At 52.7% G+C, this 21689-nt stretch carries 22 protein-coding genes and 1 pseudogene; all 23 read right to left on the bottom strand.

Annotated features, from left to right (window positions below):
- Position 1: 1 nt before the first annotated feature.
- The 23 genes and pseudogenes from CHU32_RS16830 to sfsA all read right to left on the bottom strand — a co-directional run bounded on the left by CHU32_RS16830 (position 2) and on the right by sfsA (position 21681).
- Entirely contained in the window at positions 2-613 is a 612-nt protein-coding gene (locus CHU32_RS16830) for a fimbrial-like protein (RefSeq protein ID WP_103678203.1), read from the bottom strand.
- Positions 614-630: 17 nt separating this feature from the next.
- Entirely contained in the window at positions 631-1221 is a 591-nt protein-coding gene (locus tag CHU32_RS16835; protein WP_103678204.1) for a fimbrial protein, read from the bottom strand.
- 26 nt (positions 1222-1247) lie between these two features.
- Positions 1248-1853, bottom strand: coding sequence for a fimbrial protein (locus tag CHU32_RS16840; RefSeq protein WP_103678205.1), 606 nt, complete (start codon positions 1851-1853; stop codon positions 1248-1250).
- 17 nt (positions 1854-1870) lie between these two features.
- Positions 1871-2425, bottom strand: coding sequence for a fimbrial protein (locus tag CHU32_RS16845; protein WP_103678206.1), 555 nt, complete (start codon positions 2423-2425; stop codon positions 1871-1873).
- Positions 2426-2451: 26 nt separating this feature from the next.
- Positions 2452-3078: a fimbrial protein gene (locus tag CHU32_RS16850; protein WP_103678207.1), complete on the bottom strand. Its 627-nt coding sequence runs from the start codon at positions 3076-3078 to the stop codon at positions 2452-2454.
- Positions 3079-3099: 21 nt separating this feature from the next.
- Positions 3100-5679, bottom strand: a complete 2580-nt coding sequence (locus tag CHU32_RS16855; RefSeq protein ID WP_103678208.1) for an outer membrane usher protein — start codon at positions 5677-5679, stop codon at positions 3100-3102.
- A 40-nt stretch (positions 5680-5719) separates the two neighbouring features.
- Positions 5720-6463 carry a fimbrial chaperone gene (locus CHU32_RS16860; protein WP_103678209.1) on the bottom strand — a complete coding sequence of 248 codons (744 nt, stop codon included), beginning with the start codon at positions 6461-6463 and terminating at the stop codon, positions 5720-5722.
- 87 nt (positions 6464-6550) lie between these two features.
- Positions 6551-7141 carry a fimbrial protein gene (locus CHU32_RS16865; RefSeq protein WP_103678210.1) on the bottom strand — a complete coding sequence of 197 codons (591 nt, stop codon included), beginning with the start codon at positions 7139-7141 and terminating at the stop codon, positions 6551-6553.
- A 472-nt stretch (positions 7142-7613) separates the two neighbouring features.
- Entirely contained in the window at positions 7614-7994 is a 381-nt protein-coding gene (gene panD / locus CHU32_RS16870; protein ID WP_103678211.1) for an aspartate 1-decarboxylase, read from the bottom strand.
- 95 nt (positions 7995-8089) lie between these two features.
- Complete coding sequence (gene panC, locus CHU32_RS16875; protein WP_103678212.1) at positions 8090-8944, bottom strand: pantoate--beta-alanine ligase; 855 nt, start codon at positions 8942-8944, stop codon at positions 8090-8092.
- Positions 8945-9065: 121 nt separating this feature from the next.
- On the bottom strand, positions 9066-9860 hold the full coding sequence (panB, locus tag CHU32_RS16880; protein ID WP_103678213.1) for a 3-methyl-2-oxobutanoate hydroxymethyltransferase: 795 nt from the start codon (positions 9858-9860) through the stop codon (positions 9066-9068).
- A 116-nt stretch (positions 9861-9976) separates the two neighbouring features.
- A complete protein-coding gene (locus CHU32_RS16885; protein ID WP_176691706.1) occupies positions 9977-11086 on the bottom strand; it encodes a fimbrial protein in 1110 nt (369 codons plus the stop codon).
- Between the two features lie 18 nt (positions 11087-11104).
- Positions 11105-11689, bottom strand: a complete 585-nt coding sequence (locus CHU32_RS16890) for a fimbrial-like protein (protein WP_103678215.1) — start codon at positions 11687-11689, stop codon at positions 11105-11107.
- Between the two features lie 10 nt (positions 11690-11699).
- On the bottom strand, positions 11700-12305 hold the full coding sequence (locus tag CHU32_RS16895) for a fimbrial protein (protein ID WP_103678216.1): 606 nt from the start codon (positions 12303-12305) through the stop codon (positions 11700-11702).
- Between the two features lie 14 nt (positions 12306-12319).
- Positions 12320-12886, bottom strand: a complete 567-nt coding sequence (locus CHU32_RS16900; protein ID WP_103678217.1) for a fimbrial protein — start codon at positions 12884-12886, stop codon at positions 12320-12322.
- Positions 12876-15480, bottom strand: a pseudogene (locus CHU32_RS16905) (outer membrane usher protein); the annotation flags it as partial. The pseudogene CHU32_RS16905 and the gene CHU32_RS16900, both read right to left, overlap by 11 nt.
- A gap of 56 nt (positions 15481-15536) precedes the next feature.
- On the bottom strand, positions 15537-16268 hold the full coding sequence (locus CHU32_RS16910; protein WP_103678219.1) for a fimbrial chaperone: 732 nt from the start codon (positions 16266-16268) through the stop codon (positions 15537-15539).
- Positions 16269-16436: 168 nt separating this feature from the next.
- On the bottom strand, positions 16437-17036 hold the full coding sequence (locus CHU32_RS16915) for a fimbrial protein (RefSeq protein WP_103678220.1): 600 nt from the start codon (positions 17034-17036) through the stop codon (positions 16437-16439).
- A 449-nt stretch (positions 17037-17485) separates the two neighbouring features.
- Positions 17486-17965: a 2-amino-4-hydroxy-6-hydroxymethyldihydropteridine diphosphokinase gene (gene folK, locus CHU32_RS16920; RefSeq protein WP_103678221.1), complete on the bottom strand. Its 480-nt coding sequence runs from the start codon at positions 17963-17965 to the stop codon at positions 17486-17488.
- On the bottom strand, positions 17962-19359 hold the full coding sequence (gene pcnB / locus CHU32_RS16925) for a polynucleotide adenylyltransferase PcnB (RefSeq protein WP_103678222.1): 1398 nt from the start codon (positions 19357-19359) through the stop codon (positions 17962-17964). The genes folK and pcnB overlap by 4 nt, the downstream gene beginning before the upstream one ends.
- 44 nt (positions 19360-19403) lie before the next feature.
- Positions 19404-20288 carry a tRNA glutamyl-Q(34) synthetase GluQRS gene (gene gluQRS / locus CHU32_RS16930; RefSeq protein WP_133159287.1) on the bottom strand — a complete coding sequence of 295 codons (885 nt, stop codon included), beginning with the start codon at positions 20286-20288 and terminating at the stop codon, positions 19404-19406.
- Positions 20289-20344: 56 nt separating this feature from the next.
- The gene (gene dksA, locus CHU32_RS16935) at positions 20345-20800 is read right to left on the bottom strand and encodes an RNA polymerase-binding protein DksA (protein ID WP_002463986.1); all 456 of its coding nucleotides are present in this window, start codon (positions 20798-20800) and stop codon (positions 20345-20347) included.
- A 176-nt stretch (positions 20801-20976) separates the two neighbouring features.
- Positions 20977-21681, bottom strand: a complete 705-nt coding sequence (gene sfsA, locus CHU32_RS16940) for a DNA/RNA nuclease SfsA (RefSeq protein ID WP_103678224.1) — start codon at positions 21679-21681, stop codon at positions 20977-20979.
- Between the last annotated feature and the right edge of the window lie 8 nt (positions 21682-21689).

Raw genomic sequence — 21689 nt, forward strand, 5'->3', positions numbered from 1 at the left:
TTTATTGATAGGTTACGTTAACCACAACGTTGCTGGTCACCAGCCCGCTGCCGACAGGGCCGGTGTTCTGGTAGCGGGCATAAAAGGCGTAGCTTGCCGGAAAGCGCGGCTTGGGCAGGCTGCTCAGGTCATACAGCACATCGGAACTGCCGTCGCTGTTGAGCACGTTGCTGCGATGAGCGGCGGAAAACACCACCACGCCGACATTTTCCGCCGCGTTGCCAGACGCCTCATTGACAAAGACCTGCATATGATCCGGGTTTAACGCCGCTTGCGGCGTAAACTGAAAATGCAGTTGCTGATTATCAGCGCTGCCCGCAGGCGGCATATCGCAACTGACGACCTGAATAGTAAACGGTGTGCCGCCGGCATCGGTTTCCGGCTGCAAACGGTCGCTGCTGTCGGTGTTGTAAAACCAGTCGCGGTCTACGGTGGGCAGCGTCACGTCGCCGCCGTTTTCCAGACTAATCAGGCAGGTGTTGGCCAGAAACCTGGCCGTAAAGTTAACGTCCATCCCGCTATCATCAGCCTGAGTGGCGACAGGCCACGGCCCAGCCGCCAGAGCTGCCAGCAGGGCAAGCGTTGGTCGCATCATAAAACGTGTCTGTCGCATAGTCGTCCGCTCGTTGCTTATTGATAATTAACGGAAAAAGTAATTCGCGAACTCGCTGCGCCAATGGCGACGTCATCTGCCGTTTTACCATTGGCCACCACCCAGCGCGCTACCATTGGGAAGGTGTATCCTTTGAGTTCATCCGGATTAGTCTCATCCTGTGGCCCCCGGTTGGCAAAGGAATGGCTGATTGCAGGGGAGGCAGGGTTCTGGCAAGTGAGTTTCGTGCCAGTGTCTGCGGCGGTTTGCCATATCTCTACGGCGGTATTGGTGCCGCCCGTTGCGCCATAGGCTTCGCCAGAGCAGCTATTTCCCGCTCCCGGTTTGGCCGTTACGGTGGTGGTTAACACGCCGCTGCATTCCGTTAAAACAATGTCGAACGGTTCGGTGCGCACGCCGAGATCGCTTTTATACAGATCGCCAAAATCGATGGTCTCGGTATTGACGCTGTTGTATTGCACCTGAGCATTGCAGGTGCCGGGAAGCACGTTAGCGGTAAACACCGCTTGCAATGTTGTGGTTCCGGTAATGGGGTCTGCCGCCTGGCTTAACCCGCTGAACAACCCGCCCGTCATAGCCAGCGCGAGAAAAAGAGAGTTAAATTTCATAATAATGCTCCTTTGCATCGCCGGAATTATTCGTAGGTAAAGTTAAAGGTGGCCGTTGCCTGAAAAGCGCCAATATTAGAATTGGTGGCATCGGCTCGCATGGTGACCAGGTGAGCCACCATATCGATCTTTTTGGCATCTATTTCATCCTGTGACCAGTAGATCACCTGCGTGTCGGTGCCATCATTGCCGGATGGGTTGGTCGCACCATAAATCAGGAAGTGGGAGCTCATATTGGTCGAGCGAGAAAACTGGACCCCCAGACCGCCGAGATCAGAATCGCCAGTGACCGATGAAATCAGAATGGTATTATCGTTGGCATGCACGCCGCTGATGGCGGTTTTGAGGCTCTTCAGTGATTCCGGGCAGTTGACGACATCTAAAGTGAAGCGTTCCATGGTTGTTTCATCAAAAGAGGTATCCGCCCTGTGGCTAATAACGTCGTTTAACAGGACATCGCCAAACGGGATCGTGGTCGTGGTCGTGGCACCCCCAATGCTCATATCACAGGTAGTTGCCCGAATATTGGCCTTGAATTCAACATCAAGGTCGCCTGCCTGAACTGAGGAAGCGAACGCCAGCGCTGCGAATAAGGCAAGTGTGGGTCGAATTATAAAAGGGGTTGGTCGCATTGTGGTTTGCCTCGCGATTATTGGTAAGTCACTAAAAAAGTAATTAATGATGTGGCTTCGCCGGTTTTCACATCCGTCGCCATTTTGCCGTTGGCCACCACCCAACGCGCCACCATCGGGTAGGTATAGGCCTGGTCTTTTGTCCGGTCTTGAAACGTATGGCTCAAAGACACCGAGGACTCACCCGTTTTACAAGCGAGTTTGGTGCCAGTGTCAGGGGCGTTGCTCCATATTTCGACGGCGGTGTTCGTGTTGCCGACGGTGTTATAAGCCTCACCGGAGCAGGAGTTTCCCGCACCGGGCTGCACGGCAACGGTGGTGGTTTTTACCCCGATACATCCCGACAGCTCAACGTTAAACGCTTCGGCACGCGTGCCAATATCGCCTTTGAAGACATCACCAAAATCAACGGTCGCGGTCTCTGTGCCGCCGTGCGTTATCTTCGCCGTGCAGGTGCCGACTAAAATCTCGGAGTGAAACTCGGCGCGTAGCTGGGTGCTTTCGGCATAGCTAAAGTGGCTGAATAATCCGCTGGTGGCCACCAGTGCGAGAAAAAGAGAGTGAAATTTCATAAACATGCTCCGTGGTATCGCCGGGGTTATTCATAGTTAAAGTTAAAGGTTGCGGTTACCTGAAGATGGCCGACTTCGGTGTTGCTCATATCACCCCGCATGGTCACTAAACGTGCATCAAGCTGCACTTGGCCATCGGATAATTCGCCTGGCGTCCACTTAATGCTCTCGTCATCGGTGGCGCTGCTGGAACCCTTTTCACCAAAGACTCTGAGATAGTCCTTGGTATTTGCACGAGAGATCCTCACCCCCACGCCACCGGCGGTGTTTCCTGCGCTCGCATCTGCTGTTGTCGGGATCAAAATGGTATTTGAGGTACCAGGGATCACGCCGCCGAGGGTGGTTTGCACACTGGCGATGGATTCCGGGCAGTCTTTGGCTCCCAGGGTAAACCGTGTCATGGTCGCGCTATTAAAGTCGCCATCCATGTATTGCACAATCTCATCCAGCGTGGCGTTACCCTCGCTGCCCAGCGTGATTATGGCGGTAGCGTCGGAACCGTTAATGGTTACATTGCAGGTCGCTTCTATGACCTTGGCCTTGAATGTAATATCAATAGCCTGCGGCTGCGCCGCCTGAGCAGGCGAGCCGATCGCCAGCGTTAACAGCGCCAGCGGCAGGCTATGGCGAAGGTGATGGCATAAATTTGTCATCAGGGAACTCCTTGTAAAAGCTTATGGCATTTGACAGCGCTGGTTAGTCAGGAAAGTGGTCATGCCGACTTTCTGCGCACTGTCTGTTATTTGGTAGTGAACGGTGCAGGAGCTGTCCGCTCCCTGGCCCCAGACCACGCGTAATGTTCCCTGGTCTTCTATGCCGCGCACGTAGGCCTGGCCTGCCTGGCCTACGATGCCAACCGACTCGTTTTTCTCTGAACGCACATCCGCACCAAGCGGAATAAAGCCGTTGTCGCTGCGTTGCAGTTCGAGCAGTAATGAACGGCCCTCATCGGTGGCGAAATCCACCCGAACTACTGCGCCATCGCGCGGTATGGCGATTTCGCGGGTGGATTTCACTTCCACATCGGCATCCAGCGTAGAGATATTTAACCCAACGCTATTTTCCCGATATGCCGACGCGTAAGGCATGATGGCGTAACCCGAGCTATTCAGCTCGCCTTGCCCATAGCCCAGCGTTGCGCCTTTCGCGCCGCTGGCATGGACAAGAATCATCGGGTTGGTGTCGCTAAACGAGTTAGGTGCCAGCGTCAGCCCGCCGGAGTGCAGCACCATACCGCCGCTATAGTTAGCGGAATACTGCTTGCTGCTGTCATCGCTAAATGAAGCAGAGACAGAGAGCGGCCCGTAAGGCCCGCGCCATGAACCGTAACCGCTGACCTGATTCAGATCGCCATAATCGCCGCTGTTGGTGTTGGTGCTCACTGAGTAGTTAAACTGGCCATCTTCCGTGTTACCGCTGGCCGAGTTGTTCATCCCGTAGCTGCCTTTGGTGTCGGTACGCATGCTGGCGTTCAGGTTGTTGAAGCCCGCAAGGCTTTTACCCTCGCTGGAGAACATGCTCAACGGGATGCTGAGGTTAAGGTAAATACTGTCATCCCGTTCGCCATCTTCGTCATACGTCCGCTGGAGCGACAGGCTATAGCTCACGTAGCTGAAGCTGTTGCTGTAGCCCATGTTATAGCTGGAGGTGTAGCCGTCCTCGTTCCAGTAGTTCTCCCAACTGCCGGTGACATAAAATGAGCCGTAGCTTTTATCGTTAAATTCCAGCGGCTGGCTAATACTCACCTGGTACTGGCTTTTCTTTCGCTCATAGTTGGCGTAAAGCTCTTCGTTGGAGTCGTAATAATGATCCTGGTCCTGGATGTCTTCATTGAGCTGTGCGGCATCGCGCAGCGTCAGGTAGTCGGCGGTGGAAAAACGATATGCCGCTACGTTAAAAGAGGTGTCAGTGGTTTCAATGACTTTGCTGTAGCTGAGGCGATAGCTCTGGCCTTCCATGGTTCCCAAATCGTCAATTTGCGCATGAGACTGGGTGACATCAAGCGCAAATGCCCCGATGCGGGTGTTCACCGCTAAGCCGAGCAGGCCAGCGTAATAATCCATGTCGGTATACTGCACGCCCACGTAGCCGGTGAAGGTGTTGTTAATGCCGTAATAGCCGGTGGCGTAACCCACCTGGGGGTTGTCACTTATCGATTCATCATTAAGCTCGCCTAAGCCAAACTCCCAGCGCGATGAGCCGGGGCGCAGCATCTGCGTCACCGACGAGAACGGCACGGTAAAGGTACGTTTACTGCCGTCGGACTCTTCTATCGTCACTTCTATGTCATTACCGTAGCCGGTGGTGCTCAGGTCGCTGAGCTCAAACGGGCCGGGCGGGACGGTGGTTTCATAAATTTTGTTGCCGCTCTGCATCACCGTGACTTTGGCGTTACTGTTGGCGGTACCGCGAACGACCGGCGCGTAGGTGGTGGTGCCTTCCGGGCGCATACGGTCATCGCTATACAGGCGCAGGCCGCGTAAGCTGATAGAATCGAACGTGTCGCCGTTAGTGAAGGTTTCACCGGCAACCAGTTGCGCTTTTATGGCCGGAATGTCGCGCTGTAAATAGATATCCTGGTTGTCGTATTCGGTGCCGCTGTCACTATCCCAGTTTAAACTGCCGCGTGAACGTAAACGCCACGCGCCAAAATTCAGGCCGTATTGCAGCCCGGCGTAAGCGGTATCTGAATTATCGTCATCGGTTTCATTACGCCAGCCGTTAATATTATAGGAAACTAATGCCGCTGGTATTCCCTCGTCCCATAATGACGGGTCGACATAGCCCTGCGGAACCTTCATGACATAAAGCTGCGGCAGGGTGAGTTCCAGCGTTAATTTTGCTGTGTCAAAATTCACCGTCGCGTTGTTGTAGGCGGCTTTTATATCCACGCAGGTAACGTTGTCGTCATCGGCCAGGCCACCGCTTAATACGCTGGTATCCACGCCCGCCTGTCTGAGCATCATCACGGTAATACAAGGCGTAGCGCGTGGTGTGCCGTTCTCTTTAAATTCGACGTCTTGCGTGGTTTTATTTTTACCGTTAAGGCTAATTTTAACCCGATATATGCCAGGCAAAACCGGGTTACCCTGCGCATAGCGGCTGACATCAACGGTGCTACCCATGTTTAGCAGAAACTGGTCGTTAAACTCTATATTATCTTCTGTGGCAGGGGCCGCATTTTCAGCGGCGAAAGTAGCAAAAGGTAATGTCGCGCTAATCGCGAGACATAATAGGGAACGACGAAAAAGCATAACAAATCCAGTCAATTAAAATGGGAAATGATGGTGTCGATTACTTCACCTTGCTGGTGATTTTTTCTGTGCCGCCGTAATCATTAATGGCGACATAAGTCACTTCACCGGTAGTTGCCTGAGTTAGCCCTTTCACCGCCATGGTTTCATCGGAAAACGGTTTTATTGATTTCGTGGCAATTTCATATTCCCGACCGCCGGATTTAAAGGTGGCGCTGGAAATAGAGACGTTATAAGGCGAATTATTCTTGCCCACCACAGACAACGTATTGCCTGTCTGGGTTTGTGACCATTCCACCTGTTTCATGGCTTCCGCCGGGTTGCCTTTTAAGCCATCGGGGCGGAAAAACAGCTTGATACGCGTGCGAAAAGCGAGCTGCAACTGGTTTTGACTTTCGCCGTCTTTTGCTTGTGATTTTTTAGGAATTTCCAGTACGTTAAACCAGAAGATAGATTCCCTGTCCTGCGGCAACGGCGTTTTTAAATAGGTGACGCGTACCGACTGCCCTTTACCAGGGTCAATACGGGTGATGGGTGGCGTGATGACAAACGGTAGCTTCAGTTCTTGTGGATTAACGCTTTCCCGGCCGTCGTCCATCCAGATTTGCAGTAACAGCGGGTTTTTGCCGCGGTTAGTCATATTCACAATCACATCTTTCATGGATTGCTGATAAATAATACGCGTGCCGGAGATCACGACATCGGCGCTGGCCTGAAACGCGCTCATGCTCAGTACAGCGGCGCTAAGGGTTGTTAATCCTGTTTTTACGGTAAAATTAAACATGATGTGATCCACGTCCTGTTGGAAATTCGGGAACATCCTCTGGCATGAGCCAGAGGATGAAGGATTTATAAGTAACAGCCTTGTTGCTTATTCGTAATCCATAGTGAAAGCAACCTGCGCCTGTACTTTACCGCTGGAGGCAGTGCTCGGACCGGTGTAAGCAACGGCATAGTTCAGGTCGGCTGCACCGTTGACTAACGCAGTTGCGGTGCCACCATTCGCCTGGCCCATCTTAATCTGATCACCACCCACACCATTTCTCAGCACCAGCGCAACGTTTGTTGCCGCGCCTTGCAGGTTTGATGCTGGCACCAGGATACCTTCGTTGCCTGCGCTAGAGCCAGCCCAGGGATCAAGCTGTGCAGAGACACTTTCAATATTCTTAGACACGTCGCACTGGACGTGCAGCTTGAACGGCGTTTCACCAAGGGTACTGGTTACACTGTTAGCACTTTTGGTATTTGCTGCGAAATCAGCCACCTGAACAGTTTCTAACTGAACATCGAAGTCATTGCCGTCCTGAGTAAAATCATCCGGCATAGTAATGAGACAAGTCCCTGAATTAACCAGACCGTGGAATGTGATCGTACCTGTGTCAGAAGGTGCATCAACAGCCATAGCAGAGCCAGACATCACAGCCATTACAGCCGCAGCCAGTACGTATTTTTTAAATGTCATAATAATAAACATCCGTATTAAGTGATAAATGCTAAGAGCTGGAGATAAAGTTATCTCCAGCTTCTTGAGTTTCTTACGTTGTTAAGGATAACTATCGGCCGGAAAGTACATTAACTTTACAAAGTGTATTTGATTAGTTTCGTTAATATTAAATTATTTTTTCTACAATCACTTTTGAGTTTGACTGAAAACTTGTTTTATCATGGGGTTATGTTGAGGCTTGTCACTTTTTTGAGCAAAAAAAGTATAAAAAAGAGTTGGGATGAATTATTTTAAAGTAATAATAGTTGTCTCTTTTGGAGTTATTTGGAGTTTTTATCTGGATCTAATATATATCCTGGGACCGTTTATTGTGCGGATTTTTTAATTAAGAGAATCCTTAAAAAGGAGTCGAGATAACAGACTCCTTTTGTATATTAATTTTGAATGAATATATACACTAAATAATTCGACTTGAAGTATGACGTGTATATCAGGCAACCTGGACCGGAATAGCTTTGGCGGTACGCTTCATTTCATTGTCGCCTTCAAAGTAGGCGACTTTTGGCTGCCAGGTACGCGCTTCTTCGTCAGACATGGTGACAAAGCTGGCGATGATGACAATATCGCCGACGCTGGCACAGTGCGCCGCCGCGCCGTTCACAGAGATGATTCTGGAGCCGCGTTCGGCGGCGATCGCATAGGTGGAAAAACGCTTGCCGTTAGTGACGTTCCAGATATCAATGGCTTCATTTTCCAGAATGCCGGATGCGTCGAGAAAGTCCTGATCGATGGCGCAGGAGCCTTCATAGTGCAGGTCCGCTTGAGTCACCTTCACGCGGTGGAGTTTGCCCTGCAACATAGTGCGAATCATAACGTATACCTTTAGAACTGTACGATAACAAAGCAGGCACGTTGACCTGCCTTAAGGAATTTCTCAGGCAGTATTGCTCTATTTTTAACCCCTGTCTACTGGGTTAATGTAACGGACTGATTATCGATCAATCGTGCCTGGCCAAGCCATGCCGCCACGAGGATTACCGCGCGTTTGCTGGCTTCTGTCAGTTCCAGCAAGGTGTCGGCATCGCGAATCTGAATATCGTCGGCGCGAAAGCCTTTTTCGTTCAGCTCTTGTTCGGCAAGGGCGATAATCTCCTGCTGGTCACGATTGCCCGCCAGCAGTTTTTCGGCAATGCTGTTCATCACTTTATACAGTCCAGGCGCAATTTTGCGTTGTTCTGCGCTCAGATAACCGTTGCGTGAACTGAGCGCTAAACCGTCTTTCGCGCGAATAATTGGCACGCCGACGATCTCAATATCGTAGCCCATGTCGGCAACCATCTTGCGAATCAGCGCCAGTTGCTGGAAGTCTTTCTCGCCAAAGCAGGCGATATCCGGCTGCACCAGATTGAACAGCTTGCTGACGATAGTCGAAACGCCGCGGAAGTGGCCCGGACGGCTGGCACCTTCGAGCATGGTGGAGAGACCGGGAACGTCAACGTAGGTCTGGCCTTCGAAGCCCTGCGGATAGATCTGGTCAGGTGCAGGCGCAAAAACCAGATCGACTTTGCGTTTGTTCAGCTTTTCGCAGTCTTCCTGCAACGTGCGCGGATAACGCGCCAGATCTTCAGCACGATCAAACTGCATCGGGTTCACGAAAATACTGACCACCACCACATCGGCGCGCGATTTTGCTTCGTCGACCAGCTTCATATGACCGTCATGCAGGTTGCCCATGGTTGGCACCAGCGCAATACGCTTGCCTTCCTGACGCAAACGACGAATGTGCTGGCGCAGCAGCGGCAGAGTTTCGATAATTAACACAACAAGACTCCTTAAATACGATGCCTGATGGCGCTTCGCTTATCAGGCCTACGTGTGCAGTTTGTAGGCCGGATAAGGTGCGCAGCGCCGCCATCCGGCGCAATACGTTCAGGTGAAGAAATTAATGGAAACTGTGTTCTTCGCCCGGATAAACGCCGGACTCTACTTCTGCCATATACTGCCGCACAGCGGCGCGGATGTCGCCCGCTTCGGCAAGGAAATTTTTGGCAAATTTAGGGATATGGCCGCCGGTAATGCCAAAGGCGTCGTGCATCACGAGGATCTGACCGTCGGTGACATTGCCTGCGCCAATGCCGATAACCGGAATGGCGAGCGCCTCGGTCACGCGTTTCGCCAGTTCGACGGGAACGCACTCCAGCACCAACAGCTGTGCGCCTGCGGCTTCCAGCGCTAACGCATCGTCAAGCAACTGCTGGCCCGCGTCGCCGCGACCCTGTACTTTGTAGCCGCCGAAGATATTCACCGACTGTGGCGTTAATCCCAGGTGGCCGCAGACCGGCACCGCGCGTTCAGTCAGCTTCTTCACGGTATTTGTAAGCCAGGCACCGCCTTCAATTTTGACCATATTCGCACCCGCGCGCATCACGGTGGCGGCATTGTCAAACGCCTGTTCCGGCGTGGCGTAAGCCATAAACGGCAGGTCGGCCAGCAGCAGGCTGTTCGGCGCGCCGCGACGCACCGCGCGGGTATGGTAGGCGATATCTTCAACGGTCACGGGGAGGGTGGAATCATGCCCCTGAATCGTCATGCCCAGAGAATCGCCTACCAGCATGACGTTAATCCCTTCATCAGCAAACAATTTAGCGAAGCTGTAGTCGTAAGCGGTGATAGTGGCAAAACGCTTTTTCTCCTGCTTGCATTTTTGCAGCAGGGCGATGGTGGTGGGTTTGGACATAGTTTCTCCAGCCATAATATTGATGAATAAGATGGCCGCATTGTAGGGGAAGCCGCAGGGGAGCGTTAGCGTTTTGTGGGCATTTCCCGGCATGCGGTCATGCCAGGAAAAAAGCCTCAGGGATTCGTCAGCGTGATAACTGCGGGAATATCCACATTGCCAGGCGATAAGGCGGATTTATCCGTTACGCCGAGGATCGCGAACATATTCAGGATGCCATTGCCGGAATAGCTGTTGTAACCCAGATCCTCACTGGCGATGGTGGTCGGGGTAGTCAAATCCAGCCGCCGACTGGCGTTAGTGGCGGTGGTGTATCCCAGCCCAACGCCGACGCCTTGCGCATTGCCCCGGTTATTGGTGAGTAAGTTATTCTGTGACTGGTTAGTGGCAAGGTTGATCACCAGCGTAGGTTTGGCATAGCAGTTCTGTAACGTAATCTGGAACGGGGTTTTATTATGTTCATCGTCGGGTTTCGATCTGAGCGTGCCAACGGGAATGGCCCCTAAATCTACCTGTTCATCGGCGCTAAACGCCCCGCATCCGGCGGTTGAAATGGTCAGCGGGCCTTGCAGATAAATCTCAAATTCGCCGCCGCTGTCCTGTGAGTTTTCCAGTGTGCCTGCACGTTTTTCCGTGACCAGGAGCTGTTTTCCCGCCGCCAGGGCAGGGTTGAACGCGGAAGTGGTATAAAAGCTAAGGGAAAAAGTCATCGTACCGCTAGCAAAATAGGTATCGTTTTTGGCGTTGGCACATCCCCAGCGTCCGTCTGCGGGCGTTGATTGATTAATGCTCGGGTTATTAGATAAAAAAATGGGCATTGCCGGAGAAAAATTCCCCCATGTCATGCCGTCTGTGGGTGGCAACGCAACGGATAAAGTAAAGTAGAGGCCCGGCACAGCGCTGTCAACCAGCCACCCTTTGGGGTTATTGCTATCCGCAGTGAAGGCGGTGGCTTCAGGTTCAAAGATAATGGTTTTTGAAACGTTATTCTGATTTTTTCCCCAGTAGTAAACCGGACTGTCCTGGGTGTTCAGGAACAGATCACTTTGATCCGGCATAAACGATTGCGCCGTGGTCGCAGGTCTGATGGTGATATGGCCGGTCTCGTTCAAACTGCTTTGACTTTTGCTGATCATAAAACCGCAGCCCGCCGCCCAGGCGGATTGGCATAGCGAGGTTGCGACAAAGAGTGACGATGCCAGAGGAACGAGGAGTATAGGTTTCATTATATTCACCATAATAATTTACTGGTAGCTCACGTTCACCAGCACATGACTCATCAGCACGCCGGGAACGACCGATTCGCTACTGTTCACTTTCTGCATCCGGGAGTAGAACGTCCAGTTGGTTTCGCTGTAGGTGGCGGCGCTGAAGGTCGCTCGCGAGGAGCCATCCGTGTTCAGAACGTTAGTGCGTGGTGAATCCGTTGTGAAAATCACCACGCCGACGTTTTGTGCGCCGCCCTCGTTCTGCGCCAGTTCATTGGCAAATATCTGTTGATTGCCCACGGCAAACTCGCCGCTCTGCGGTATAAAGTTAAACGTGACGTTCGTGATCGCGCCATCGCTGGCCGGGCAGCTCAGCAGCTTAATGTTGAACTCCTCGCCGCCCGGATAGTCCGTCTCTGCGGTAACGCCATCGGCAAACCAGGCGGGCGAGACGGTCGCGAAATTCACCTTCCCGCCGCCGTTAAGCTCAATCTGACAGGTATCCTTCAGCACGTTGGCGGTGAAGTCTACGTTAGTATCGGCGTACAGCGGCGCGGCTGACAGGGCGACCGTCAGCCCAATCAGCCGCACGAAAGTGGTCGAACAAGGTGAGCGCGTCATTTTTACACCGCTACTGGTACGTAATGGTAAAGGTCGTCGGGGAGAAAAAATCACCCGCGCTCAACGAGCTCAGTCCGTAGCCTGTCACCGGAACCATGCGCGCGCTAAGATCAAAGTCAACCGGCGTTGTGGCGCTGGCACCGGAGAGATCCACCGTCTGCGCATTTTTGTTGAAGCAGTGGAGCAGAACGCTACCGGTGCCGTCTGGCGTATTGGTTGTCCAGACTTCAACGCCTGTTTTTTGCGCTTTCGTCGTTGCCGTTGAGGCATTAGAGAACTCGGCGTTGTTTGAGGAACCGCCTGCGCAGCCAACCCCCGATGCTGGTGCCAGCGTCACCGTGGCCGTTTTATCTTTCAGGCCCGCACAATTGCTGAAACGCAGCTTGAACGGTTTTACTTTACTTTTGGCGAAAACTTCGGAGACATAGACATCGCCAAAGGCGATGGTACCGGTTTCGGCTGCGCCGTCCAGCACCGAGGCGGAACAGGTGCCGGCGGTAATATTCGCCTCGACGGTGAGATCCAGTTTGGGCGTTCCGTCAATGGCATGGACAAACGTCGCGCTGCCGGCAGCCAGCACGCCAGTCATCACGTTGAGCAATAATTTTCTTTTCATCGTTAGCGTCCTTGTTATTGATAAGTGAAGTCAAACGTCGCTTTGGCGCTGAACGCCCCCATCGTCCCCGCGCCGTCGGTCAGCTCGCGCAGGGCAACCGTCATCTCGACCGTACTGGCGTCGCGCTCTGCCTGCGTCCAGTCGATTTGTCCCGAACCGGGCGTCAGCCAGGTATCCCCGGAGGTGCTTTTTCGCTTGAATCCCATGCCGACGTTGGTGGCCGCATCGGTGGCGGTCGATTCATTTTTGATGTAATTGCCGCTGGCGGACTGCGAGCTTGCCAGTTTGGTGCTGATGTTGGTCAACGATGCGCTGCACTCGTTAGCGACAAACTTAAAGTTTTTCTCTGATTCTGCTGATTTCAGGGCGATTTTATCCATGCCGACATCACCGAAAGAGAGCGTATAGCCGCTGGCGGCGTTGCCCGTGACGGTTGAACCGTCCAGCGAGGCAATGGACATACTACAGGTGGTCGCCAGCACGTTGGCGGTGAAGTCAACATTGAGATCCTCCGCCTGACTGGCCAGGGGGAAGGCTATCATCAGCGCAGAGGCGAAGAAGAGGCGCTTGTTCCTTTTCATTATGGGTTTCCATTTGAGTTGGAGTGGATAACACGACACACAACGTTGTCGACGAGAAGGGTCTGACTACTTCCCAGCGTTTGCTGGGATTCTGTAATTTGATAAGAGGCCAGGCAGCGATGGGGCTGATTTTTTTCCAGCCAGCGCACGCTGATCTCGCCGCTGTCGTTCATACCGCGCACGAAAGCCTGCCCGCCCTGGCTCATGTAGCCTATCTGGACGTCGCTTTCGTACACCGCGGCGGCAAACGGCAGCGGTTTGCCGTCATCGCGCGTAATATTCAGGATGGCTGAGCGCCCCTGGTCGGTTTCAAAGCTGGCGAAGACCACCGCGCCGTCGCGCGGCACCAGCATGGTACTGGTGCTTTTCAGTTCGATATCGTTTTCCAGCGTGTTGATGTCGAGGTTAACCTGATTTTCACGGTAGGCGGACAGCGAGTTGGTCACGCCGTAACCCCAGCGGTCAATGGTGCTGCTGCCGCCGTTGATTCGCGCGCCTTTGGCACCCGGCGCTTTCACCAGCACGATGGCGTCGCTGGTGCCGAAGTTATCGTTACTGAACGTTAACCCGCCGCTGTGTAACAGAAATCCGCCATCGGTCGACAGGGAGTACTGTCTGTTGCTGTCATTGTTGGCCGACACCGAGCCGGTAATATCGCCCCATGGCGACTGCCAGGAGGTATAGCCGCCGATATCGGAGATGTCCTTACCCTCTTTTTGCATGGTGTAACCGGTGTTGACGCTGTAGCTCAGCGTATTGTCTTCGTTGCTGCCGCTACTGTTCATGCCGAACTGATGCCCGCCGTTAAAGTCGGTACGCATCTGGGTTGTCAGGGTGTTAAATCCGCTTTTGCGGCGCTCGCCGCCAAACAGATTTTCCAGCGGGATATTAACGCTGATATACAGCGAATCGTCTTTCTCGCCATCTTCATCCCACGTCCGTTGCAGGGTAAAGTTCATGCTGCCCCAGGAGAAACCTTTGCCGTAGCCCAGACTGTAGTCGCTGCGGCTTTCGTCGGTGGCCCAGTAATCGCTCCAGCTTCCCGACACATAAAAGGAGCCATAATCAATCTCGCCACTCTGTAGCGGCTGGTTAATGCTCACGGTGATCTGGTTTTTCAGGCGGGAAAAGTCGCTCATGGTGTTGCGATCATCGTCGTCGGCGAATTTCGCGTCATCAATAAGCTCCAGCGCGTCATTCAGCCCGAGATAATCCTGGGTGGAGTAACGATAAGCCGCGACGTTAAATGAGGTGTTGGTAGCCTCAACCAGTTTGTTCCATGTCAGACGGTAGCTTTGCCCCTGATAGGTTTTATCATCGGGAATTTCGGCGCGGGAGTGGGTGACATCAAGCGCCAGCGCGCCCACCGGCGTGTTTAGCCCGATGCCGAGAAGACCGGCAAAATAGTCGTTGTCGGTGGCCTGAATGCCGGTATAGGCGGTCAGGTAGTTATTCAGACCGTAATAGTAAGAACCCTGCGCCACGTAAGGCTTGTCGTGAAGTTCATCATTGTTGACTTCGCCGACGCTGATATCCCAACGCCCAACGCCGGGACGCTGCATCTGCATCACCGAGGAGAAGGGCTGCGTAAAGGTGCGCTTGCTGCCATCGGCCTCTTCAACGGTGATGATAAGCTCGCTGCCGTAGCCTGACGGGCTAAGATCGTTGATTTCAAACGGGCCGGGAGGGACGGTCGCCTCGTAAATTTTATAGCCGCCCTGCGTGATGGTGACTTTGGCGTTGGAGTTCGCCACGCCGTGGATCACCGGCGCGTAGCTGGCGAGCTGCGAGGGCAGCATTCGGGTGTCGCTGTACAGACGCATCCCGCGAATGCTGACGGAGTCAAAGGTTTCGCCGGTGGTATAGGCTTCGCCCATCGTCAGTTGCGAACGGAGTGCGGGCAGGTCACGTTGCAGATAGCGGTTTTGATAGTCGAAGTTCGTGTCTCCATCTTTCATCCAGTTATAGTTACCGGTGGCGCGAAAACGCCAGGCACCGAGGTTAATACCGGTGTTAAAGGCGGCGTAGACGCTGTCACTGTCAGTGTCGTTGCTGGTGGAGTGATAGGCGTTAAGGTTGTATGAAAGCATCGCCGCCGGAATACCGCTCTCCCACAGTGACGGATCGACGTAACCCGCATAGCCTTTTTGCAGCCATAGCTGGGGAACGACAATGTCCAGGCGCTGCTCGCCCATATCAAAACTGACGCTGGATTGATCGATGATGGCGGCAAGGTTTAAACAATCCGTTCCTTCGTCATCACCCCTGCGCCATATCGCTTTTTCATCGATCGATTCCGGTTGTTTGATATGCAACTGCGCCAGGGTTTTTGTCGTCAGACAGGCCTGGGCGCTCTTTTGCCCGATATCAATAAAATTAACGGACAGGCTGGTAACGGGCTTATCGTTAACAAAAACTTTGATGTTGTAGGTGCCCGGCGGCGTTGGGTTGCCGTCCGAATATTTATCGACGTCAATGGTGGCAGCGTCGCTTCCCATCAGAAATGACTGGTCGAACTCCACGTTTTCCGCCGTGAAACCGGCGGGGCTGTAGAGCAGCGAACAGCAGAGCGCCAGCAGCGTTTTCTGTGGCATTGTTCTGTTTTTCAGGAAGTTTTGCACCTGGATCACCCCGTATCTTCGTTTAGTCCTTACAGCGAAGCGGAACCGGCAATCATGCCGCCAAAATCATTGATGGCGTGATATTCCAGTTGCCCTGAGCTAATGTTCTGTGCGCCTTTTACGGTGAACGTCGCTTTATCAAACGGCGCAACCATCGTGGCATCGACGATGTAACGCTTCCCACCGGTCGTCACGGCGGCATCGTTAAAAGAGACGTAGTACGGCGTTGGGTTCTCGACGCGAACAACGGCATGGCCCTGTTCACTGCCCATCTGCCATTTCAGTTGCTTTGGCGCTTCTGCCGGGACGCCGGTCAGGGTGGTGGGACGCCAGAGCAATTTGATGCGGGTACGAAACGCCAGTTGCAGCAGGTTTTTGTTTTCTTCTTTGCTGGTATCGGCTTTTGGCGGCACTTCCAGCACGTTGAACCAGAAAACGCTCTCGCGATCGGTTGGCAGCGTGGCCCCGGTAAACATAATTTTCACTGACTGCCCGCGCTTAGGCTCAATGCGGGAAACGGGAGGGGTAGAAACAAAGGGCGCTTTAATGCTGCCGGGATCGGCGTTATCGTCGCCAAGATCGATCCAGTTTTGCACCAGCAGCGGGCGCTTTCCTTTATTTTCCAGGCGGATGCTGACGTCTTTTTTATCTGAATTATAGATAATGCGTGTACCGGAAATAATAATATCGGCGTGACTGGATGCACTAAAAAAAGCCCCCAGCAATGTGGCAGTGACAATGATTTTTTTCAGAACAGACATTAGCTCTCCTTGCTTAATATTAATAGGCGATAAATTAACGCCGGAGTGTTGTTACACGCATACACAAACGCTCCGGCTATAACATAAGCCGTTAATAACCAGCGGATGTTCCATCATGACATCTTCAGGGGTAATTTAACCCGCTGATATTAACCGCGTGTACACCTGTTACTGATAGGTGAAGGTATACATCGCATTAGTCGTCACGTGGCCTGGGGTCACGGTTGCCGTCGCCGAGGCTTTTACATAAGAGGCGATAAAGTCATAGGTTGCCACTTTGCTGGCATTAAAGGTCGCATCATGGGTGTCTGCCCCATCGACTTTCATCTGCGTTAGCGAACCGTCTTTATCGTGATGAATCGCGATATCGACATCCTTCGCCGCTGCAATACCTGACACGGTCAGGTTCGCGTCATTATTCAGCGTCCCTTTCGTATTGGAGAAAGTGGAGTCCATCTTCAGTTTCGCGATGGTGGTTTCCGTTACTTCGGTTGCGTCTTTACAGTCCAGAATAATGGAGAACGGCTCGGGTTTAGCACCGGTTGCCGTAGTCTGAATTTCCGTTGTAACCTCTGCTGGCGTCGCCGAGTCCAGATAAATTTGACCATCGGTATTTGAATCACCACGCTCAGTTCTAACGATCTTAGAACAGGTTGTGGCTGATATCAGACCGTTGAATTGAAGTTGGCCGCCCTGAACATCGTCCGCCATGGCGGAACCCGAACCGATTGCTGTCAGCATTGCCGCCAAAAGCATTGTTTTTTTCATATCGTATCCTTACAAATTACAATAAATGAATTCACTCTAAATAAGATTTATATAGAGCTTGCGCATTTTAATAGTGCCGATGGGAATATGTAAAATTCACAGGGAAAATATTTACTTTATTTTAATTCGTTTTGTATATGTTTTATGGGGTGTTTTACGCGTGAAAGTTTTGTCTGGTGAATAAATGTATTTCGGGGGTGACAGATATCACAATATCAGCCATGCTAATAATTACTTATTATATGTTTTGTTTATATATTGAGTTTTTTTGTTTTTTAATTTAAGAGGCGCTAACTTGTATTATTTTAATAATATTGGACTGAGTCACATTTTTACTTGTTCATCTTTTCCTGGACAGGGATCGTAAGGGTTAATCCGTGGCGCGAAATAACCTTCGAATGAAAGAATGCGGTGAGAACAGAATAACAGATTAAAACGAACGAGCAACCTTACCAAATTACTGGAGCAGGGGCGTGTTGCAGTATATATTTCGCCAGCTTTAAACCATCATCCGGGAAGACCAGCTCCGGCGCAATTTCAAACAGTGGCCACAGCATAAAGCCACGGTTTTTCATATCATAGTGCGGCACCGTCAGGCGTTCGGTGTGGATCACGGTATCGCCGAACAGCATGATGTCGAGATCCAACGTGCGTGGACCCCAGCGCTCAGCTTTGCGTACCCGGCCCTGTTGCCGTTCAATGCGCTGAGTGTGATCAAGCAGCGTTTCGGGGAGCAGGGCGGTTTCCAGCGCCACGGCAGCGTTAAGGTAATCCGGCTGATCCTGCGGACCTAATGGCGGCGTGCGGTAAAATGAAGATACTGCAACAATACGACTGTCCGGGATTTCACCGATTGCTTTCAGGGCAGCATTGACCTGCTCCAGCGGAGAGGCCAGATTGCTGCCAAGGGCAATATAGGCCAGCGTCATGCGGTGCCTTCACGACGCGGCGCACGCTTGCGTGGGCGACGGTGACGGCGACGTGCGGCGGGCTCGTCATCCAGACTGCTCAGCATGTCTTTTTGCGCTGGCGGTGCAGAGACCTGAAACTCGCCCCACCATTTCACCAGACGCTGTAATTCAGCGTTATTTTCGACCTCGGCTCTCAGGGCCAGCAGATCGTAAGAGGCGCGGAATTTCGGATGTTCCAGCAATTTCCAGGCCCGTTTGCCCTGGCGGCGGGACATACGCATCTGCAACTGCCAGATGTCACGCGTCAGGGAGGTGATGCGTTTGGGGATCGCCAGCGAACGGCAGGCTTCGTCCAGCACCTCGTTCATCGCCAGCGCAAATGCATCCGGCCAGACCAGACCGCCTTCCTGCGCGAGCTTTTGCGCCATCTCCAGCAGCGGGTACCAGAACATCGCGGCAAACAGAAACGCCGGGTTGACGCGCATATCATTCTGGATGCGGTTATCGGTATTTTTCAGTACCTGCGCCAGAATACGCTCCATCGGGCTGTCGCTGTTCTCGGTGAAATAGCGAGTGATGCTCGGGAACAGCGGCTGGAACAGGCTGTACTGACACAGCAAAACGTAGGTATCGTAGCCGTTACCCGCCTGAAGTAGCTTAAGCGACTCTTCAAAAAGGCGTGCGGGAGGCACATCATTCATTAACGATGCCAGACGTGGGATCGGCTCGGCAGTTTCCGGGCTGATGGTCATGTTCAGCTTGGCGGCAAAACGCACCGCGCGCAGCATCCGCACCGGATCTTCACGGTAGCGCGTTTCCGGATCGCCAATCAGGCGGATAACGCCTTTTTCCAGATCCTGCATGCCGCCGACGTAGTCGCGCACCGAGAAATCCGCCACGCTGTAATAGAGGCTATTGATGGTAAAGTCGCGGCGCTGGGCATCTTCTTCAATCGAGCCGAAGATGTTATCCCGCAGCAGCATACCGTTCTGTCCACGCTGTGACGTGGTGCGGTCGGCCTGGTTTTCTTCGTGATGACCACGGAAAGTAGCGACCTCGATGATTTCCGGGCCAAACATGACGTGGGCGAGACGGAAACGGCGGCCCACCAGACGGCAGTTACGAAACAGTTTACGTACCTGATCCGGCGTAGCGTTGGTCGTGACGTCAAAATCTTTTGGTTTTTTGCCCAGCAGCAGATCGCGCACCCCGCCGCCGACGAGATACGCTTCATAGCCCGCTTTATTCAGGCGGTAAAGTACCTTGAGGGCATTTTCACTGATATCTTTGCGGGAAATAGCGTGCTGTTCACGCGGGATAACCGTCATATGCGGACGGGCGACGACCTGTTGGGCCTCGCTCTCCTCGCGGCTGAGCACCTTGCGGCAAAAATTAGCGACTCGGGTAAAAATAGTGCACCTCGGTTGTGTAACAAAAAATAGCGGCTAATCATAGCTCAGCGTAGCGCGTTTGAGAATGACGGATTTTCTGCTACGTGCTCAAGCGACCAGTTGTCGATGGCACGACGTAACAGTTCGGCTACGCTAAGATCCTGCCACGCGCCGATATCCGGCTGATGTAAAAAGCGTAACGCCTCGATAATCACAGGGCGTGGATCGCCCTCCGGCAACGCTGGCGCATGGTTTTGTTTGGACAGTTTGTCCCCCTGCGCATTGCGCGCCAGCGGCAGGTGAACATAGTCAGGCGTCTGCCAGCCGAACTGTTGATACAGCGAAATTTGCCGCACCGTAGGTTCAATTAAGTCCGCGCCGCGCACAATTTCGGTGATGCCCTGGAAATGATCGTCAACCACCACCGCAAGATTGTAGGCAAACAGCCCGTCGCGACGGTGAATAATAAAATCTTCCCGCGCCAGACGTTCGTCAGCATGGATCTCGCCGCGCAGATTATCGTAAAACGAAACCACAGGATGCTGCTGACGCAGGCGTACGGCCGCGTTATCGGCATGCTGATGTAACCGCCGGCAGTGACCATCATAAATGCCGCCAACGCTCTGGATGCGCGCGCGGGTACAGGTGCAGTAATAGCTGAGGTTGTGCTCATGCAGCCAGGCCAGCGCCTCGCGATAAGCCTCGTGGCGCTGTGATTGCCAGAGTACATCGCCGTCCCAGTGCAGACCGTAATGTTCCAGCTGACGCAAAATGGCGTTTGCGGCACCGGGAACTTCACGCGGTGGATCGATATCTTCAATGCGAACGCGCCAAATCCCGCGCCGGGCGCGCGCCTGTAAATAACTGCCGAGCGCAGCTATTAGCGAGCCGAAGTGCAGTTCACCAGAGGGGGAAGGGGCGAAACGCCCGATATAGTGTGATTCAAACATGGTCGAAACGAACAGCATTAAGGCGGGAGAAACTCCCGCCATAACTATCAGCGCTGTTAGCCAGCCATCTGTTTTTCGCGAATCTCAGCCAGCGTTTTGCAATCAATGCAAAGGTCGGCAGTGGGACGCGCTTCAAGACGACGGATACCGATTTCAACCCCGCAGGATTCACAGAAACCGAAATCTTCATCTTCGACTTTCTTCAGCGTTTTTTCGATCTTTTTGATCAGTTTGCGCTCGCGATCGCGGTTACGCAGTTCAAGGCTGAATTCTTCTTCCTGAGCAGCACGGTCTACCGGGTCCGGGAAGTTTGCCGCTTCGTCCTGCATATGAGTAACGGTGCGATCGACTTCATCCCGGAGTTGATTACGCCATGCTTCAAGAATACGTCTGAAGTGCGCCAACTGGGCTTCATTCATATACTCTTCGCCCGGCTTCTCCTGGTACGGTTCCACCCCAGCGATGGCGAGAATACTCAGGGACGATGTTTTACGGTTTTGCCCTTCTTGCATGTTGTTTCTCCTTAACACGCACTATCGATCCCCTTAGTCGGGGGAAAATCAGGCCGCTATAAATAGCAGAAGCTTTTCCGGATAGCAATTATCTAAACGTTACACTTGACAACCCTGTGAGGAAAAGCGTATTTGCACGCGCGTCCAGAACATAATTTAACCACCCCAGCGTGGCGCTATAAAGCGACGGGGAGAGGTAAATTCAGCGTCATATTATTAGCAGAAATTTCGGCCTTATAAGCGAAAATTTCTACCCCCTTGTTATGTGCTTCTGTTAACAACTGCGCATAAGTTGCATCAATGTGCCGCGCGGGTGAGAAACAGGTGATGGCCGAATGAAGCACCGCAAAGAGCATCACAGCCCGCTCACCGCCTGTGGCCACGCTCATTAGCTCACGCAAATGTCGCTGGCCCCGCTCGGTTACCGCATCAGGAAAGTAGCCTTTATTCTGCTCTGCCAGCGTAACCGACTTCACTTCAATATAGCAGTCGCGGCGATCTTCTGCCTGTAACATAAAATCGATTCGGCTGCGCTCTGTCCCATATTTTACTTCATTTTTCAAAACACTATAGCCGGAAAGGGGAGGTAAGCGCTCATTGAGTAAAGCTTCTTTTGTTAAGCTATTGGCTCGTAATGTATTGACACAAATAAATGCACCTTCCTGAGTTTGAGTAATTTCCCAGGTATGAGCATATTTCCGTTTGGAATTTTCTGAAGTTGAATACCAGACGGTATCTCCGGGCGTGGCGCACCCGGTCATTGCCCCGGTATTAGGACAGTGCAACGTCAGCTCAACACCCTCAGGCGTAATGACATCTGCAAGGAAACGTTTATAACGCCGAATTAGCGTGGCGGGTTGTAACGGTGGCGAAAATTGCATTCAAAGTC

It is taken from the genome of Superficieibacter electus, assembly GCF_002915575.1.
GTDB lineage: Bacteria > Pseudomonadota > Gammaproteobacteria > Enterobacterales > Enterobacteriaceae > Superficieibacter > Superficieibacter electus.

Bases quoted from the DNA above. Each gene is read 5' to 3' on its own strand.
- CHU32_RS16830 (WP_103678203.1), bottom strand. From the start codon at position 613: ATGCGACAGACACGTTTTATGATGCGACCAACGCTTGCCCTGCTGGCA.
- CHU32_RS16835 (WP_103678204.1), bottom strand. From the start codon at position 1,221: ATGAAATTTAACTCTCTTTTTCTCGCGCTGGCTATGACGGGCGGGTTG.
- CHU32_RS16840 (WP_103678205.1), bottom strand. From the start codon at position 1,853: ATGCGACCAACCCCTTTTATAATTCGACCCACACTTGCCTTATTCGCA.
- CHU32_RS16845 (WP_103678206.1), bottom strand. From the start codon at position 2,425: ATGAAATTTCACTCTCTTTTTCTCGCACTGGTGGCCACCAGCGGATTA.
- CHU32_RS16850 (WP_103678207.1), bottom strand. From the start codon at position 3,078: ATGACAAATTTATGCCATCACCTTCGCCATAGCCTGCCGCTGGCGCTG.
- CHU32_RS16855 (WP_103678208.1), bottom strand. From the start codon at position 5,679: ATGCTTTTTCGTCGTTCCCTATTATGTCTCGCGATTAGCGCGACATTA.
- CHU32_RS16860 (WP_103678209.1), bottom strand. From the start codon at position 6,463: ATGTTTAATTTTACCGTAAAAACAGGATTAACAACCCTTAGCGCCGCT.
- CHU32_RS16865 (WP_103678210.1), bottom strand. From the start codon at position 7,141: ATGACATTTAAAAAATACGTACTGGCTGCGGCTGTAATGGCTGTGATG.
- panD (WP_103678211.1), bottom strand. From the start codon at position 7,994: ATGATTCGCACTATGTTGCAGGGCAAACTCCACCGCGTGAAGGTGACT.
- panB (WP_103678213.1), bottom strand. From the start codon at position 9,860: ATGTCCAAACCCACCACCATCGCCCTGCTGCAAAAATGCAAGCAGGAG.
- CHU32_RS16885 (WP_176691706.1), bottom strand. From the start codon at position 11,086: ATGAAACCTATACTCCTCGTTCCTCTGGCATCGTCACTCTTTGTCGCA.
- CHU32_RS16890 (WP_103678215.1), bottom strand. From the start codon at position 11,689: ATGACGCGCTCACCTTGTTCGACCACTTTCGTGCGGCTGATTGGGCTG.
- CHU32_RS16895 (WP_103678216.1), bottom strand. From the start codon at position 12,305: ATGAAAAGAAAATTATTGCTCAACGTGATGACTGGCGTGCTGGCTGCC.
- CHU32_RS16900 (WP_103678217.1), bottom strand. From the start codon at position 12,886: ATGAAAAGGAACAAGCGCCTCTTCTTCGCCTCTGCGCTGATGATAGCC.
- CHU32_RS16910 (WP_103678219.1), bottom strand. From the start codon at position 16,268: ATGTCTGTTCTGAAAAAAATCATTGTCACTGCCACATTGCTGGGGGCT.
- CHU32_RS16915 (WP_103678220.1), bottom strand. From the start codon at position 17,036: ATGAAAAAAACAATGCTTTTGGCGGCAATGCTGACAGCAATCGGTTCG.
- folK (WP_103678221.1), bottom strand. From the start codon at position 17,965: ATGACGCTGGCCTATATTGCCCTTGGCAGCAATCTGGCCTCTCCGCTG.
- gluQRS (WP_133159287.1), bottom strand. From the start codon at position 20,288: ATGTTTGAATCACACTATATCGGGCGTTTCGCCCCTTCCCCCTCTGGT.
- dksA (WP_002463986.1), bottom strand. From the start codon at position 20,800: ATGCAAGAAGGGCAAAACCGTAAAACATCGTCCCTGAGTATTCTCGCC.
- sfsA (WP_103678224.1), bottom strand. From the start codon at position 21,681: ATGCAATTTTCGCCACCGTTACAACCCGCCACGCTAATTCGGCGTTAT.